The following is a 15,818-nucleotide window of genomic DNA, read 5'->3' as shown; positions in this document are numbered from 1 at the left end:
AGGATTTTTTTGTCGAATTATGCCTTATGCCTGATGGAAAGGAAAAGCGAGGGATTAGGCGCGCACCAGGGAAGTGGGACTATAGGGAAGGAATATCTTGTTGACATTTAGATATATATGAATTATTATTTCATTATTAAACGTAATAACGGAAATATTAATTAAATACGAAATATTATTTCCTAACCGGGAGGGTGAAATTTTGACACATCTTGATCGATTATTTACGGAAATGCGGAATGAAAAAACGATGAATCTGGACTCTTTACGTCCCATTGAAATCGTAAAGTTAATCAATGAAGAAGATAAAAAAGTGGCTTTGTCTGTTGAGAAAGAGCTGGGAAATATCGCTCTGGCAATAGAGGAAATCGTGAAACGCAGAAAAAAAGGCGGCCGCCTGATCTATATTGGAGCGGGAACAAGCGGAAGATTGGGAATTATTGATTCCGTTGAATGTCCTCCAACCTTTAGCGCTTCTTATGATGAGGTCATCGGTATTATTGCCGGAGGGAAGAGTGCATTTGTTCAAGCCGGGGAAGGAGCTGAAGACTGTGAAGATGCTGCCGTAAAAGACTTGAAACAAATCGATCTCAAGGCAGAGGATAGCGTCATTGGCATTACAGCAAGCGGAAGAACCCCTTATGTGCTAGCAGCCCTTGCGTATGCAAATGAAATCGGGGCTTTAACGATTGCGCTGACAGCCAATTCGAATTCAATCGCTGGTTGTGAAGCAAATATCCGGATTGAGACAGAGACAGGTCCCGAGGTGTTAACCGGTTCGACAAGGATGAAAGCAGCAACGGCACATAAAATGGTGTTGAATATGATTTCAACGGGTACGATGATTCAGCTTGGAAAAGTATATGAGAATTTAATGGTCGACGTTCATGTCAGCAACGAAAAACTGCGTCATCGGGCGATCGGAATTATTCAAACGATTACAGGTTTGTCAAAAGAGAAAGCACAACAGATTTTTGAACAAGCCAACGGCGAAGTGAAAGCTGCGATTGTCATGCACAAGAAACAAGTAAGTTATGAAGAAGCAAGTAAATATTTAGAAAAGTATTCAGGGCATATTCGAAAAGCGCTGGAGGAAGGAGCCGAATAATTGTGGGATATGGCGGTATTACGTTAATTAAACAAATTTTGCACCAGTTTTCCCCCTCTGAAAGAAAAATAGCGGACTATATCATTAATCATCCCGAAGAAGTGATTCATATGACCGCGAAAGAGGTTGGGGAAGCTACGCAATCAAGCAGCGCCGGTGTCGTTCGTGTGTCCAAGGCGATGGGATTATCCGGTTGGCAAGAACTGAAGATTTTAATCGCTAGCGAGAGCAAGGAGCCGGAATCGGTTGAGTACCGTGAAGTGTCTAAAGGCGAATCTGTCGGCGATATCATTTCTAAAATATCGAACAATACCTATTCCATACTGGAGCAAACAAAAAAATTATTAGACGAGAAAAAGTGCGAACAAGTGATCCGACTCATGCATGAAGCAAAAAGGATTCATTTTTATGGAATCGGCGCATCTTTTGTGGTGGCATTAGATGCTATGCAGAAGTGGACAAAAATAAATAAGGACTGCACTTCTTTATCTGACACTCATTTGTTGTCAAGTGTCATCTCGAATGCGGATAAAAATGATTTATTATTCGCGATTTCCTTTTCAGGAGAAACGAAAGAAGTTACCAGACTGGCGGAAATAGCAAAAAACAAAGGAATCCAGGTCATTTCATTGACAAAGTTTTCAAAAAACCCGCTTTCCAAAATGGCTGATGTTTCTTTATATTCAACTTCTACGGAGGAGCCGATTTTTAGAACTGCCGCAACCATATCACGAATATCACAAATGCTTGTCATGGACATCTTGTTTTTCTCTTATGTATCGGCGTATTACCACGATTCCATTAAAGCAATTGATAACAGCAGAACTATCGTCAGGGAATTTAAAGACAGCTTATAAGGGAGGAGAAGCCAATGGCTGATCAATATAAGCAATTAGCTGGTGAAATATATAAGACGGTAGGCGGTAAGAGCAATATCGAATCCTTTTTTAATTGTATGACCCGGTTAAGAATTAAGGTAATTGACGAAGAAAAGGTTCATATTGATGCTTTAAAGCAGATTGAAGGCGTGGCAGGGGTGGTGCAAGAAGATACTCTTCAAATCATTATTGGGCCGGGTAAAGTAAATCATGTCCGGGAAGAGCTTGAGAAAATCTATCAAAATGATGGAGAAGAAGATGAAGAAGATATTGATATTAAAGAAATTTCTAAACAAAACAAAGAAAATTTTCGCAAGAAACATAAGAATCCGCTCCAACAATTTATTCGCCGGTTAGCCAATATTTTCGTTCCCATTATTCCTGCGCTTGTCGCATGCGGCTTAATTAACGGCATTTCGAAAGCGGTTCCCCAAATTTTAAACACGACACTGGAATTGGATTTTACGCAAAATACGTTTATTTTGATTTTACAAGCGATTGGAAGCGTTTTATTTACTTATTTAGCTATTTTGGTAGGTCTTAATACGGCAAAAGAATTTGGGGGAACTCCCGTCCTGGGTGCGATCGCAGGCGGTCTAATTATTAATCCCGCGATTGCCGACATTTCCGTATTCGGAGAAAAACTCGTTCCAGGCAACGGGGGAATCGTGAGCGTGCTTCTTTCTGTTGCTCTCATGTCCTATCTCGAGAAGCAAATCCGAAAAAAAGTGCCGGCTTCTTTAGATATTATTGTTACGCCAACGACGACACTCTTCATTACCGGGTTGCTGACCTATTTCGTTTTTATGCCCGTAGGAGGATTTATTGCCAAGGGGATCACACAGCTGTTAATGGGCTTATTAGATGTTGGCGGAATTGCAGCCGGCTTTATTTTAGGAGCGACCTTCCTGCCTCTTCTAGCAACCGGACTGCACCAGGGATTTTTCCCTTTTCACTTGGAGCTTATTAATCAGACGGGCAATGACCCGCTTTTTACCATTCAGGCTATGGGTGGAGCAGGTCAAGTGGGGGCTGCGCTGGCCATTCTCGTTAAAACGAGGAAAAAAACCTTGAAACGAGCGATTCTCGGAGCTTTGCCGGTAGGATTTCTAGGTATTGGAGAACCATTGTTATACGGTGTCACCTTACCATTGGGGCGGCCATTTTTGACGGCTTGCCTAGGGGCAGGCGTTGGCGGAGCTGTTATCGCCTATTTCCAGGTTGCTTCCCTATCGATTGGAGTAGCCGGTTTGTCTTTATTTCCGCTTATAGACGGCGGGTTGAATGGAATGTTCGGCTATGCAGCAGGCATTTTGACAGCTTATGGTTGCGGGTTTTTATTTACTTATTTTTTTGGATTTAAAGAAACGATGGCAGGACAATTCAAATGACGATGCATCAAGCCCGGCAGCTCTATCAACGGTTGCTGCAGCTGCCAACTCACGCATCAATGTGAGCTATAGCGTTCCCCGGCGCGGATATAATCGCGATTGAAATCGAAGCGATCCGCGCTATTTTTTTTGTCACATACGCGATAAACCCGCTTGTTCCTGAGAACAGCGGGCACGCCATAACGATATGGGGAAGGGGCTTATCCTTCTGCGGCAAGATGGCGTCGGGCCGGCTCGGTCAGCTTATAGCCGACGTTGCGGATCGTCATGATATATTCGGGATTGCGTGCATTCTTCTCCAACTTGTCGCGCAGGTGGCTGATATGGACATCGACGATACGGGTATCCCCGAGAAAATGATAGTCCCAGACGCCCTGCAGAAGCTGCTGCCGGCTGAGCACTTTGCCGCGGTGCCGGCACAGGAAGACGAGCAGCTCAAATTCCTTCGGCGTCAGCTCGATGGGGCGCTCGTCCAGCCTCACTTCCCGCTGATCGGCCATGACGGTGAGCGGTCCGATCTGATAGACCTGGCCATCGTCATGAAGCGGCAAGGAACGGATGCGGCGCATGACGGCCTGAATGCGGGAGATCAGCTCCTGCGGAGAGAAGGGCTTCGTCATATAGTCGTCGGCCCCGTTGTTCAGCCCGTCGATCTTGTCTCCGACCTCCTGCATGGCGGTCAGCATGATGACCGGCACCATATTGCTCCGCTCGCGCAGCTTCCGGCATACTTCCAGGCCGCTGCTCTTCGGCAGCATCCGGTCGAGCACGATCAGATCGGGCCGGAAGGTGGGCAGCACCTCGAATACCGCTTCTCCATCGTAGACACACATGACTTCGTAACCGGCCAGCTTCAGATTATATTCAATGAGGGTAGAGATGGATGGCTCATCGTCAACGACAAGTATTTTGGACTTCATAACTTTCCCTCCCGTCGATTACATTCTGCTTCTATTATGCAAGGGGATCGTCAGCGGTATATTAAACAAACGTAAACGGGATGTTAAATCGCGATTTTTGGCATGATGTTGTATAATGAGTTCAGAATGTGAGGTGAACAGAATGGCACTGCATATCGTGCTTGTGGAACCGGAAATTCCGGCCAATACCGGCAACATCGCCCGCACCTGTGCCGCGACAGGCACCCACCTGCATCTTGTGCGGCCGCTGGGCTTCCGTACGGATGACGCGACGTTGAAGCGTGCCGGTCTGGATTATTGGTACGCTGTCCATATCGAATATCATGATTCGTTCCAAGAGGTGCTGGATCAATACGCGGATTCGCGTTTTTTTTATGCCACGACCAAGGCGGACAAATGCTACAGCGACTTCTCATTCCAGGACGGCGACTTCCTCGTCTTCGGCAAAGAGACGAAAGGCTTGCCTCCCGAGCTAATCGAGGCGAACCGCGAAACGTGCATGCGCATGCCGATGACCGACAAGGTCCGATCGCTCAATTTGTCGAATTCGGCGGCGATCATTGTCTATGAAGCGCTGCGCCAGCTCGATTTTCCCGGACTGCTCAAATAGGCGGCGGAGGGAAGGCTTGTTCCTGCGCCCGGCAGGGACAGTCTTCGCCGCTGAGTCTATTGTCGCAGGAAGTTCGAAGGGACTATGGGACGATATGCTTAGACAGTGTTCGCCTGGATTGCCCGCCAGTAGCGGAATTCGGCATACTTTCCTGCCAGGGACATATAGACATTAGATGAACAGAATAGATAAAAACGAGATTGATTAACATTTTTCAGCAGGAATTTCGTCTATAGTATCGAAGTAATAGAAGCAGAGTTTTCTAAGGGTAATCATGAGGAAGTATATACAAGAGAGGTGGAACAGATGAAACCTGCCGGAGTAGTCCGTAAAGTCGATCAACTGGGACGCATTGTGTTGCCCAAATCGTTGAGAAAACGTTACCAGATGAACGAGGGGGATCCTGTCGAAATTTTGGTGCAAGGCGACCATATTATTTTGGAGCGCTACCGTCCGAAGTGCGTATTTTGCGGGTCCATGGATGGAGTCGCTGAATTCAAGGAACGATACATATGTTCTCCATGCATGAATGAGATGACGCATCTCGTTCGCTAGCCCGACCAAGAAGCATCGCAAGATGCTTCTTTTTTATTTCATTTTTTGAAAGACCCATTCATCTGCCATTCCTTCTATAAAAAATTTGATGATGATTTTTGGTTGGAATTACATAATTATTGTAAAAAGTCACAAACAAGACAATATCTTAAACGAATAGAATGCTATATAATGGAATTGTAATTACATATTATTACTTTGAAATTATTTTTTAGGGGGTAGTGAGATGAGGTTACACAAGATCGGCTGGTTGTGCATTGTCTTGACGTTGGTTGCAGGCTTGATCCATGCCGTGCCCGTGAACGCTGCGGCGAGTAAATATACGGGCGGTCTGCTGGACGGAGTTCCGCTTCCGACAGGAAGCGCCATAGGGCAGCCATCAGGCAGTCCGGTAACGCAGTTGACGGATAATAATCCAGCGACAAGGTATGATGTAAATGCTGGCAAAGCGGTCTGGCACTCCTTTTCTGCTCCAACGGAAATCTCCGCGGTTATTGTTAACCGATATTCAGGCAGCAATGCCGTGATTGAATTCTACGATGCGGATGACCAACTGCTGTTAACCCATACGCCTATCGTCAACGATGGCATTGAATCGCTACCTGTTCCCGTCACGAACGTGAAGACGGTAGTCTTGAAATCGACGGGCTCCTATTCTACGATCGCAGAATGGAACGTGTTCACCACGCCTTCGGCGCCTCCTTCCGTTCCCGTCATCAATTGGATACAGGCTGGCGACAAGACGGTAACGCTCGAATGGGGATCGACAGGGGCGAAAGCATACCATGTCAAGCGGGCAACGTCCCCAGGAGGACCGTACGCCATGCTCGCGGCGAATGTGAAGGAACATGCTTATACGGACAAGGCCGTCACCAACGGTGTTACGTATTACTATGTCGTAAGCGCTGTCAACGAGGCGGGCGAGAGCTCTCATTCCGGAGAGAAGAGCATCCGGCCGAACGCCACCAAATATACCGGCGGTCTGCTGGACGGACTAACGCTGAAGGCAGGAACATCGCTGGCGAATCCGACCGAATCCGTACGGATATTGACCGATAATAACCCCTCATCACGCTATGATGTGAACGCCGGCAAATTCGTCTGGCACCCTTTCTCCGAACCAGTGGAAATCTCCGCCGTCATCATCAATCGATATTCCGGCAGTAACGCGGTGATCGAGTTCTATGACACGAATAACCAATTGCTGCTTTCGTATACCCCTATCGCCAATGATGGCATTGAATCGTTAGCGGTTCCTGTAAAGAACGTGAAGACAGCGGTATTGAAAACGACGGGCTCCTATTCTACGATTGCGGAATGGAACTTGTTCACCACTCCTTCCTTTCCGCCTTCCGTGCCGGCCATCAACTGGATCTATGGCGGTGACAAGACGGTAACAATCGAATGGGGATCGACGGGGGCCAAAGCATACCATGTCAAGCGGGCAACCTCCCCCGGCGGCCCATACGCCATGCTAGCTTCGAATGTAAAGGGGACTTCTTATACAGACAAGGCCGTCACGAACGGCATCACGTACTATTATGTCGTAAGTGCGCTGAACGAAGCAGGCGAGAGCACTCATTCCAGCGAGAAGAGTATGAGGCCGAACGCCACCAAGTATACCGGCGGATTGCTGGACGGGCTGACGCTCAAGGCCGGGGCAACACTGACGAATCCGACCGAATCCGTGCGGGTATTGACGGATAATAACGCGTCTTCGCGCTATGACGTGAACGCGGGCAAATTCGTCTGGCATACCTTTAGAGGGCCAACGGAAATCTCGGCCGTCATTGTCAATAGATATTCCGGCAGTAATGCGGTAGTCGAATTATACGATGCAAGCAACAATCTCTTGCTATCTTATACGCCGACCACCAACGATAGCGTGGAAACACTGCCAGAGCCCGTTCAGAACGTGGCAACGGTCGTATTGAAAACGTCAGGCTCCTATTCCACCATTGCGGAGTGGAACGTGTTCGGAACGACGACCGGGGTGCCTCCGGCAGAGCCGATTCACTTGAACGGAACGGCAGGAGATGCGAGTGTGACGTTAAGCTGGAATACCATCAATGACGCAACTGGCTATAACGTGAAACGCTCCGCAACTACGGGAGGTCCTTATGCAACGGTGGCTACCGTTACCTCGAGCACTTACGATTATATCGATACGAGTGTCGTGAACGGAACCGTCTACTATTATGTCGTAACTGCTTTATATGAAGGCGAAGAGTTGGCGACATCCAATGAAGTGGCCGTTACGCCAATGGCGGGGAACAATCCAGGGCCGGGACCTGGAGAACCAGGTGAACCGGGAGAGCCAGGAGAACCTGGCGGTACGGGGGATCGGGCTCTGCTCCGGATTACGCTGATTAACGGGGCGGACAAAGAATACGACTTGTCTATGCAAGAAGTAAATGCCTTCATCAGCTGGTATGAAGGGCGGGCTGGCGGAACGGGACCAGTCACGTTCTCTATCGATAAGCACAGCAACAATAAAGGCCCGTTCAAGCAACGCAAAGATGTCATTATCTATGATAAAATCATTACCTTTGAAATTAACTCGTACGGAAATGAGCTAACAGGGATCTAGCTCCTGTCGAATGAAGCCGCGGCTGAAAGTGCCGCGGCTTTTCTTTGGCTTCCGGTACCATGATTCGGCTTGTCCAGGCACAGAAAAAGCTCCCCTGCGTCCGGGAAGCTTCTTCGCCTCTTATAAGCCTTTGGTCTTATCGTCGTTATAACCAGCCGTTAAAATAGCTGTCAAGAACATGGCCATCACGAGCACGATAATCCAGAACGTCGTCGTCATGGTACGCCCACCTCCATTGATCTAATCTCATTATAACCAAGACATGCCAAAAAGGAAATGATAAACGTGAAAAATCGCACGGCGCGACGAACGCATTCTGTGGTACTCTATTAGGTTTTGTGGAACTCGTTGCTTGATTTCATTTTATTTGAAAAACAAAAAGTGAGTCGGCAGCGCCCGAAGTTCTCCGTCCGACGGGTTATTGACTACCCGGCCGTTGAAGATGAGCGATGACGAGCCGCCGCCATCGAGATTGTAGGCATCGATGACGCCAAGGTTCGACAGCTTCGCCTGCAGTTCCTCCAGCTTGGCGCCGGAGCTTCCCTTCTCATCATACCCATCCGCGACGAGGATTAATAATTGATCGTCTTTATAATTGCCGATAACGGTGCGCGGAGCCCGGGACGATTGCCATTTCTGCGGTATCGCCAGCTTGCGGCCGTTCTTGAGCAGCGCCGGCACGAAGGTGGCGCCGTGCTGCGGATTCAATGTATCCAATTGCTGCTTTTCCGAAAATTTGCCGCCGATCAGCTTCCCGCCGACATCGAGCCCGACGAACGCCAAGTCTTTGTAGGTTGGTTCGAATGAATTGACATATTCGCCGTTCATGACCGTCGTGCCGAGCGGATAACGGTTGCCCTTCCCGTCCGCGAACCCGCCAGCATTGATTCCGGCGACGGCGCCGTAGCGCTTGACGGCCTGCAAGGTCGTCTCGGCCCCGCCGTACTTGTCCTTGCCCAGCGTCAGGCGCATGGCGGACGGATCCTTCAGCTTCACCTTCATGGCATAGCCATGGTAGGTTGGCTGGTTAATCCGGTACAATTCGGCCCGCAGCTTGTCGCTGTCGATCCGTTCCTTCACGGTGCCAAGCTTGGCCGAGATGCGCCGGTCATAGATTTGCTCCGGACGCTTCGCCTGCGTGCCGGCTGTGCTGACGATATCATTCATCGCCTGGGTGGTCTGCCTGTACAGAACCGACGTCTTCTTAATGGATTCTACCGTGAAGGAGGCTGTATGCTGCGCCTCGTCCAAGCTTATGTACAGCTTCTCATTCTTGTCCGTCCAGCCCGCCGGCTCGGAAGGAGGGGACCAATCCACCTCCGCCGTAACATGCAGCGTGGAAGCCAGCATCCAGATCATCATCCCGATGAACGGGGCGGTAATCAGCATGAACAGCCGGTTTATTTGTTTCACTCGCACATTCATCGTATCGCCTCACTGCTATTTCAAAAGATCCATTTTTTTCTTCAAATCATTCAACTGCTTCTTCACTTCATTCAATTGGGTGTACAGCTTGTTGCTGTTGTCGGTCTTATCCGACGCATTGTCCTTCGTGAAGGTGAGAAGCTGGTTGAACGTGTCCACCTTGCTCTGCATCTCGTCCAGCTTTTTGTTCATGTCGGCCAGCTGCTGCTCGTAGGACTGCTGCACGGTCTTGAGCTGGGCTTCGGTCTGCTTCTGCAAATCTTGCAGCATGGTCTTTTTCATATGATCACTGTAGAAGTAGGTCGCAGTCACGCCAATCCCGATCATAACGACCCAGAACAGAAGGAACCATTTGGCATTCGAACCGCTAGTCTTCGTTCGAGCGCGACGTGTAGTCTCGGGAGTGGAATTCGTGGATGGCTGCATAGTCTAATCACCTCGAATGAAGTCGTATCTCGTCAAAACATTTACTATTCTAGCATGTATTCTATCATTCGGGGATAGAATTTTGCAAAAAACATACAAAATAGACATAGATATAACAAAAAAACGATAGATTGCCCCTAATATGTGGAAAAACCTATGTGGAAAAACCTCTGTCCGGGCCATCCCCGCGAAAAAAAGCGCCCCTTACATTAGGGACGTGCTAATTTTTCGATTGATCGTTTGAATAATAATGTATTCGCTTACAAGCGACAAGACAGCACTTCGGACAATCTCTATCCCATTGCATATTACAAGTATTGGGTGTATCATTTTTGAAAAATGGGAAAGGGCGATAGCCGAATGCAATACTCATTCTCAACCCGCGTGTCATCTGTCGAAAGCTCGGCCGTACGCGATATATTAAAATTAACGCAAGGAAAATCGATCATCTCGTTCGCAGGAGGCCTGCCGGCCGAAGAATACTTCCCGATGGAAGCGATTCGCTACGCGGCGGATCGCGTGCTGCAGCAAAGCCCGCAAGCGCTTCAATACGGCCTGACGGAAGGGACGACCGTGCTGCGGGAGCGTCTGGGAGCCCGTCTCGGATCGCATCGGAACATTCCGGCTGCTGTCGATCAGATTCTGATTACGAACGGATCGCAGCAGGCCCTGGATCTGTTCGCGCGGGCCATGCTGGATCCGGGGGATACGGTCCTCGTGGAAAATCCGACCTATCTGGCCTGCCTGCAGGTGCTGGGCATGAATCAAGCGAACATCGTCCCGGTGGACAGCGACGACCACGGCATGATCCCCGAGGATGTGGCCGAGAAGCTGAAGCGCCATAAGCCGAAGTTCGTCTATGTCGTTCCGACGTTCGGCAATCCGACTGGCCGGGTATGGAGCGTCGAGCGGAGACAAGCGCTGCTGAATCTGTGCCGGGAGCATGGAACGGTCATCCTGGAGGACGACCCGTATGGGGAATTGCGGTTCACTTCGGATCGCGTGCCCAGTATCGCTGCATTGGAGGGCGAGACGGATCATCGTCTCGTCGCTTATACGAGCACGTTCAGCAAGACGGTCGCGCCTGGATTAAGAACAGGGTGGACGGTCGCCGATCGCCAGATTATCGGCATGATGGCGCGTGCGAAGCAATCGGCTGATCTGCATACCAGTGTGCTGGACCAGCTGATTTTGAGCGAGATGCTGCTGCCGGAAGTGTTCAAGCTCGATGACCATATCCATAAATTGTCTTCCATTTACAAGGAAAGAATGGAGACGATGGAAGCAGAGCTGTCCCGGAGCATCTGGAGCAGCTCCGTCTGGAACAAGCCGCAGGGCGGCATGTTCTTCTGGGTGGAACTGCCGGAGGGACTGGATTCCCAGACGCTGCTGGCTTGCGCCGTCGACAAGGGCGTCGCCTTCGTGCCGGGAACGTCATTCTATGCCGGAGAGCCGAAGCGCAACACGATGCGGCTGAACTTCTCATTCGCGGAGCCGGACGTGATCCGCACGGGCATGGAGCGGCTGACCGAAGCCGCAACCGAATTCCTCGGCCGCTATGCCGGCGAGTAGCCTGTAGCCGTGCGACCTCTTATGTATCGCCCGCCATCGGCAGGCCGGTGACCTCTGGGGTCCCGGCCCCGGGCTTGCGCCAATCGCGCACGACATGGGCGTAGCGCTCCAGCGCCTCACGCCCTTCCCCGGTCAGCGCGTAGACGCCGCGGCTGATGCGCTCGAACCAGCCGTAATAATTGCGCTGCAGGATGGCGGCCGCATCGCCGACGCCGCTGCCGTCCCGTACGGCGGCAGCCCGGAGCGGGCCGTCCGCCAGGCAATGCGCCGCGCGCAGCGCCTTCTCCCGATAAGCCGTCACGAGCGGCTGCTTCGTCGTGCCTCCCACATTGTAATCCCCGCTGCGGGCGCTGAATTCACGCACCAGCCGGGCCGCTCTCGTCTTCACGGGGCGTGTCTCCATGTAGCTCACCTCCGAACCGGCCGGCGTACAGATGATCTCGACGAACGGCGCCTTGCGCTTGTAGAACGTGACGAGCAGGAAGCCGATGCCGAGCTTGCCGCACAGCTGGCGCAGGGAAGAGACGGAGTGTCCTTTGCCTCCCTTTTTTTTCTCGACTGCGACGTACACCTGCGGGGACAGCTTCTGCCGTTCGAGCGCCTGCAGGACAAGCGTCAGATTGAAGGAAGGCTTCATTTCGACAATAATCGGCGGTTCCAGCTGCCCCTCCTCCCCCTCAGGACGCATCGCGACCAGATCGCAATGGCGCACCTCGCCGCGAACGGTATAACCCCTTGCTTCAAAGAATGCTTTCAACGGAGCGTACAGCTCCGATTCCTTCCGTGCCGCCGTTTTGGCCGGCTTTGCTTCACGATGGTCTAAAGCTTCCATGTCCGATACCCCTCTCATCCATCCGAACATTGGTCGACCCGCACTTCCCGGTCGGATCTCGCGTCATGGGCATCCGCGGATCGTTGATAACACGAGTATACCATGAGCGGAGCGGGCTTGCTTTTCTCCAAGTTGGTCTGCAAATTATCGTGCTAATAATCCTTCCGGACCGCATAAGTATGTATTACACTTTGTTCACGCATCCGCTCCGGCAGGGCTGAGGAAGCCCGCGAGGCGCGGCCAGTCTGTAAGAAGCATGAGCAATCGTTGATAAACGTGCATACCGTATACGAAGCGAAGCGGCGATGAAGGGCTGTGTTGCAAATCGGGAGCAATGGAGGTATAGAGTATGGATATTTTCAAGCGGATTTCAGAGCACCGCGCCGAGAGCGAACGATTGGCCTGGACCGGTACCTTTAAAGAATATGTGGAATTGCTGCGTCGGGATCCGGCACCTGCGATGACGGCTCATGCACGCGTGTATGAGATGATTGCGTCACACGGCGTGGAGGAGGCTGACGGGCATAAGCGATATGCCTTCTTCGAAAAGGAAATATTCGGTCTGGACCGTGCCGTGCATAAGCTGGTTGAGGAGTATTTCCATTCGGCAGCCAAGCGTCTTGATGTGCGCAAGCGCATCCTGCTGCTGATGGGTCCGGTGAGCGGCGGCAAATCTACGTTGGTCACGATGCTGAAGCGGGGCTTGGAGCAATTCTCGCGTACGGAGAAGGGAGCCGTCTATGCGATCAAGGGCTGCCCGATGCATGAGGAGCCTCTGCACCTGATTCCGAATGAGCTGAGAGCCGAAGTGGAGCATGAGCTGGGCGTACGCATCGAGGGCAATCTGTGCCCTGCGTGCCAGATGCGGCTCCGCACCGAATACGGGAACGACATCGAGCGAGTACCGGTCGAACGCGTGCTGATCTCCGAGGAGAACCGCATCGGCATCGGAACCTTCAGTCCGTCCGATCCGAAGTCCCAGGATATCGCGGATCTGACCGGAAGCATCGACTTCTCGACGATTACGGAGTACGGGTCGGAGTCCGATCCGCGGGCATACCGCTTCGACGGGGAGTTGAACAAGGCGAACCGCGGCTTGATGGAGTTCCAGGAGATGCTCAAATGCGACGAGAAATTCCTCTGGAATCTGTTGTCGCTTACCCAGGAGGGGAATTTCAAGGCGGGAAGATTTGCGTTGATCAGCGCGGATGAACTGATCGTGGCCCATACGAACGAGTCCGAGTACAAAGCCTTCATTGCCAACAAAAAAAATGAAGCGCTTCAGTCCCGGATGATCGTGATGCCGATACCGTACAATCTCAAAGTGTCTGAGGAAGAAAAAATATATGCCAAGCTGATTAATCAGAGCGATATGAAGCATGTTCATATCTCGCCGCATGCGCTGCGGGCCGCCGCTATTTTCTCTATCCTGACCCGGCTCAAGGAGTCGAAGAAGCAGGGCATGGATCTGGTCAAAAAGATGCGTATGTACGACGGTGAAGAAGTTGAAGGCTATAAAGAGAATGATCTGAAGGAAATGCAGAGCGAATTTTCCGAGGAAGGGATGTCGGGGGTTGACCCGCGCTACGTCATTAACCGCATATCGAGCGCCTTAATCAAGCAGGATCTGCAATGCATCAACGCGTTGGATGTGCTCAGGGCGTTGAAGGACGGCCTGGATCAGCATGCTTCGATTACGAAGGAGGAGCGGGAGCGGTATCTGAATTACATCTCGGTGGCGCGCAAGGAATACGACAATCTGGCGAAGAAGGAAGTGCAGAAAGCGTTCGTCTACTCCTTCGAGGAGTCGGCGAAGACGCTGTTCGAAAATTATCTCGATAACATCGAGGCCTTCTGCAATTGGAAAAAAATCCGCGATCCGCTAACGGATGAGGAGATGGATCCGGATGAGCGGCTGATGCGCTCGATCGAGGAGCAGATCGGCGTCTCGGAAAACGCGAAGAAGGCATTCCGCGAGGAGATTCTCATCCGATTGTCCTCGTATTCCCGGAAAGGACGCAAGTTCGATTACAACAGCCATGAACGGCTGCGGGAAGCGGTGGAGAAGAAGCTGTTCGCCGATTTGAAGGATATCGTGAAAATTACGACCTCGACGAAGACGCCGGACGAGAACCAATTGAAGCGGATCAACGAGGTGTCCGCCCGGTTGATGGAGGAGCACGGCTATTGCCCGGTCTGCGCGAACGAGCTGCTGCGTTATGTGGGCAGCCTGTTGAACCGCTAAGCAGCCGGAAGTGTCTAAGGGCATGGTGGGGGACCTGCAAGCGTTCGGCTTGCAGGTTTCAGATTGAAGAACGAACTCCCGCGAATACTGCAACCGCGGGAGTTCTTTACGGTTTTTATCCCTATCATCTGCTCCACCAATACTGCAAGAATGCAGCAATTTCATTGACACGAGGTTGCGAAAACCTTGCGAAAATACGATTACTGCAAAAATACAGCAATTACCGTGCGGCGAGGCATAAATAGCCTTCAAAATGGCGAAATAATGTAATTTTTCAGGATTTTCTCGGAATTTAGCCTATTGAGGTTAAAAATGCTGCGCCTGTGCAGCAATTTCATACGGGGAACAGCTTGCCCTATTTCTTCGATAAATGTTTTTTCGGATAGCATGAGCGTATTATGATTTCGGGGAATGAAAAGATGTTAGCCCAGAAACTCCAATAGCGAATCTGAGCGATGATAAAAATAGTGTTGGTATTCATGTACACCAGCGTTGATAGGCTTGATTTTTAAAATAATTCGACATTTTGGTGTTGATTTTTGTTGATTTTTGTTACAAAATGTTCACAATCTCCCTCTTTCAATCTTCCAAATTTTGCGTAAATTATTAGTGGAGGGAGAGATACAGAGATGAGAATGGTTGATGATGTGAACGGTAACTCGAATTCGCCCGGCGTCGGGAGGAGACGGCGCCATCGCATCCGGCTGCGCAAGCCGGAGAAGAAGCCCGCTATCGGGGTATATACGGATTGTTCGGCTCCATTCTATGTGACAGAGATCGAGCCTTGGGAGCGGGAGGAGCGCTGCCGCTTCATGGCCGGCGAGATCGTCATGGACGATCGCTATCATTATGTGCGCGGAAGCCTGCGCGTTCCGTACGGCAATGGCCGCGGACATATTCGCTGGGAAGTATGGGTGGAGATCCGCCCGGATGAAGCCACCGGCACACCCAAGCCCGAGCGCGGTACGTACCCAATCGGGAATGCGCCCATGGAAGGGCGGCTGTCTTCCGCGATTCCCGGTTATCCGGATACGTTGACGCTGGCTGTCAGCGTGCATTACCAGGGCAGAGGGTCATTGCCCGACATCCGCATTCAGGACATGGCGCATCTCCTGGGCAGAGAACAGCGGGAAGGGGTAACCTTCCAGCGGTGGCTGGAGCTTCGCCCGCTGCATGCGGAATATCATCGCTACACCGACGCGCAATAATCTCACATCATCTACGATCGACTTCATATATGCGGAAGAAGGCACTGGCCGTGGCGGC

Annotated in this window: 13 protein-coding genes; 9 read left to right on the top strand and 4 right to left on the bottom strand. The window is 51.0% G+C overall.

Annotation, left to right across the window (positions count from 1 at the left end):
- Positions 1-202 precede the first annotated feature (202 nt).
- The 3 genes from murQ to NNL35_RS25430 are packed head-to-tail and all read left to right on the top strand — an operon-like array spanning position 203 to position 3,377.
- Entirely contained in the window at positions 203-1,108 is a 906-nt protein-coding gene (gene murQ, locus NNL35_RS25440) for an N-acetylmuramic acid 6-phosphate etherase (protein ID WP_006676404.1), read from the top strand.
- Between the two features lie 2 nt (positions 1,109-1,110).
- Complete coding sequence (locus NNL35_RS25435; protein WP_006676403.1) at positions 1,111-1,965, top strand: MurR/RpiR family transcriptional regulator; 855 nt, start codon at positions 1,111-1,113, stop codon at positions 1,963-1,965.
- A gap of 14 nt (positions 1,966-1,979) precedes the next feature.
- Positions 1,980-3,377 (top strand): PTS transporter subunit EIIC, encoded by a 1,398-nt coding sequence (locus NNL35_RS25430; protein WP_006676402.1) that lies wholly within the window; start codon positions 1,980-1,982, stop codon positions 3,375-3,377.
- 200 nt (positions 3,378-3,577) lie between these two features.
- On the opposite strand, the gene NNL35_RS25425 is transcribed toward NNL35_RS25430, so the two are convergent.
- Positions 3,578-4,297: a response regulator transcription factor gene (locus NNL35_RS25425; RefSeq protein ID WP_006676401.1), complete on the bottom strand. Its 720-nt coding sequence runs from the start codon at positions 4,295-4,297 to the stop codon at positions 3,578-3,580.
- Positions 4,298-4,439: 142 nt separating this feature from the next.
- Between NNL35_RS25425 and trmL the strand changes: the two genes are divergently transcribed.
- From trmL to NNL35_RS25410, 3 genes are all read left to right on the top strand, one after another.
- On the top strand, positions 4,440-4,907 hold the full coding sequence (gene trmL / locus NNL35_RS25420) for a tRNA (uridine(34)/cytosine(34)/5-carboxymethylaminomethyluridine(34)-2'-O)-methyltransferase TrmL (RefSeq protein WP_006676400.1): 468 nt from the start codon (positions 4,440-4,442) through the stop codon (positions 4,905-4,907).
- 306 nt (positions 4,908-5,213) lie between these two features.
- Positions 5,214-5,462: an AbrB/MazE/SpoVT family DNA-binding domain-containing protein gene (locus tag NNL35_RS25415; protein ID WP_006676399.1), complete on the top strand. Its 249-nt coding sequence runs from the start codon at positions 5,214-5,216 to the stop codon at positions 5,460-5,462.
- Between the two features lie 226 nt (positions 5,463-5,688).
- Complete coding sequence (locus NNL35_RS25410) at positions 5,689-8,052, top strand: fibronectin type III domain-containing protein (RefSeq protein ID WP_006676398.1); 2,364 nt, start codon at positions 5,689-5,691, stop codon at positions 8,050-8,052.
- A gap of 363 nt (positions 8,053-8,415) precedes the next feature.
- Here NNL35_RS25410 and NNL35_RS25405 read toward each other — a convergent pair whose 3' ends face one another.
- Positions 8,416-9,477, bottom strand: a complete 1,062-nt coding sequence (locus tag NNL35_RS25405; RefSeq protein ID WP_006676397.1) for a phosphodiester glycosidase family protein — start codon at positions 9,475-9,477, stop codon at positions 8,416-8,418.
- 15 nt (positions 9,478-9,492) lie between these two features.
- Entirely contained in the window at positions 9,493-9,903 is a 411-nt protein-coding gene (locus NNL35_RS25400; protein WP_040730886.1) for a hypothetical protein, read from the bottom strand.
- Positions 9,904-10,263: 360 nt separating this feature from the next.
- Here NNL35_RS25400 and NNL35_RS25395 point away from each other — a divergent pair, with 360 nt between their 5' ends.
- Complete coding sequence (locus NNL35_RS25395; RefSeq protein ID WP_006676395.1) at positions 10,264-11,475, top strand: aminotransferase-like domain-containing protein; 1,212 nt, start codon at positions 10,264-10,266, stop codon at positions 11,473-11,475.
- A 19-nt stretch (positions 11,476-11,494) separates the two neighbouring features.
- Here NNL35_RS25395 and NNL35_RS25390 read toward each other — a convergent pair whose 3' ends face one another.
- Positions 11,495-12,307, bottom strand: a complete 813-nt coding sequence (locus NNL35_RS25390) for a DUF2161 domain-containing phosphodiesterase (RefSeq protein ID WP_050979392.1) — start codon at positions 12,305-12,307, stop codon at positions 11,495-11,497.
- A gap of 349 nt (positions 12,308-12,656) precedes the next feature.
- On the opposite strand from NNL35_RS25390, the gene NNL35_RS25385 reads away from it, so the two are divergent.
- Entirely contained in the window at positions 12,657-14,552 is a 1,896-nt protein-coding gene (locus NNL35_RS25385; protein ID WP_006676393.1) for a PrkA family serine protein kinase, read from the top strand.
- Positions 14,553-15,181: 629 nt separating this feature from the next.
- Positions 15,182-15,760, top strand: a complete 579-nt coding sequence (locus NNL35_RS25380) for a DUF2199 domain-containing protein (protein WP_006679944.1) — start codon at positions 15,182-15,184, stop codon at positions 15,758-15,760.
- Positions 15,761-15,818: the final 58 nt, after the last annotated feature.

Origin of the sequence: Paenibacillus dendritiformis (assembly GCF_945605565.1) — a bacterium.
Lineage (GTDB): Bacteria > Bacillota > Bacilli > Paenibacillales > Paenibacillaceae > Paenibacillus_B > Paenibacillus_B dendritiformis_A.
The sequence above is the reverse complement of the archived record's forward strand: the minus strand, read 5'-3'. Positions and strand labels throughout refer to the sequence as shown.

Coding starts and splice junctions, on each gene's coding strand:
- NNL35_RS25430 (WP_006676402.1), top strand. CDS start 1,980: ATGGCTGATCAATATAAGCAATTAGCTGGTGAAATATATAAGACGGTA.
- NNL35_RS25425 (WP_006676401.1), bottom strand. CDS start 4,297: ATGAAGTCCAAAATACTTGTCGTTGACGATGAGCCATCCATCTCTACC.
- trmL (WP_006676400.1), top strand. CDS start 4,440: ATGGCACTGCATATCGTGCTTGTGGAACCGGAAATTCCGGCCAATACC.
- NNL35_RS25415 (WP_006676399.1), top strand. CDS start 5,214: ATGAAACCTGCCGGAGTAGTCCGTAAAGTCGATCAACTGGGACGCATT.
- NNL35_RS25410 (WP_006676398.1), top strand. CDS start 5,689: ATGAGGTTACACAAGATCGGCTGGTTGTGCATTGTCTTGACGTTGGTT.
- NNL35_RS25405 (WP_006676397.1), bottom strand. CDS start 9,477: ATGAATGTGCGAGTGAAACAAATAAACCGGCTGTTCATGCTGATTACC.
- NNL35_RS25400 (WP_040730886.1), bottom strand. CDS start 9,903: ATGCAGCCATCCACGAATTCCACTCCCGAGACTACACGTCGCGCTCGA.
- NNL35_RS25395 (WP_006676395.1), top strand. CDS start 10,264: ATGCAATACTCATTCTCAACCCGCGTGTCATCTGTCGAAAGCTCGGCC.
- NNL35_RS25390 (WP_050979392.1), bottom strand. CDS start 12,307: ATGGAAGCTTTAGACCATCGTGAAGCAAAGCCGGCCAAAACGGCGGCA.
- NNL35_RS25385 (WP_006676393.1), top strand. CDS start 12,657: ATGGATATTTTCAAGCGGATTTCAGAGCACCGCGCCGAGAGCGAACGA.
- NNL35_RS25380 (WP_006679944.1), top strand. CDS start 15,182: ATGAGAATGGTTGATGATGTGAACGGTAACTCGAATTCGCCCGGCGTC.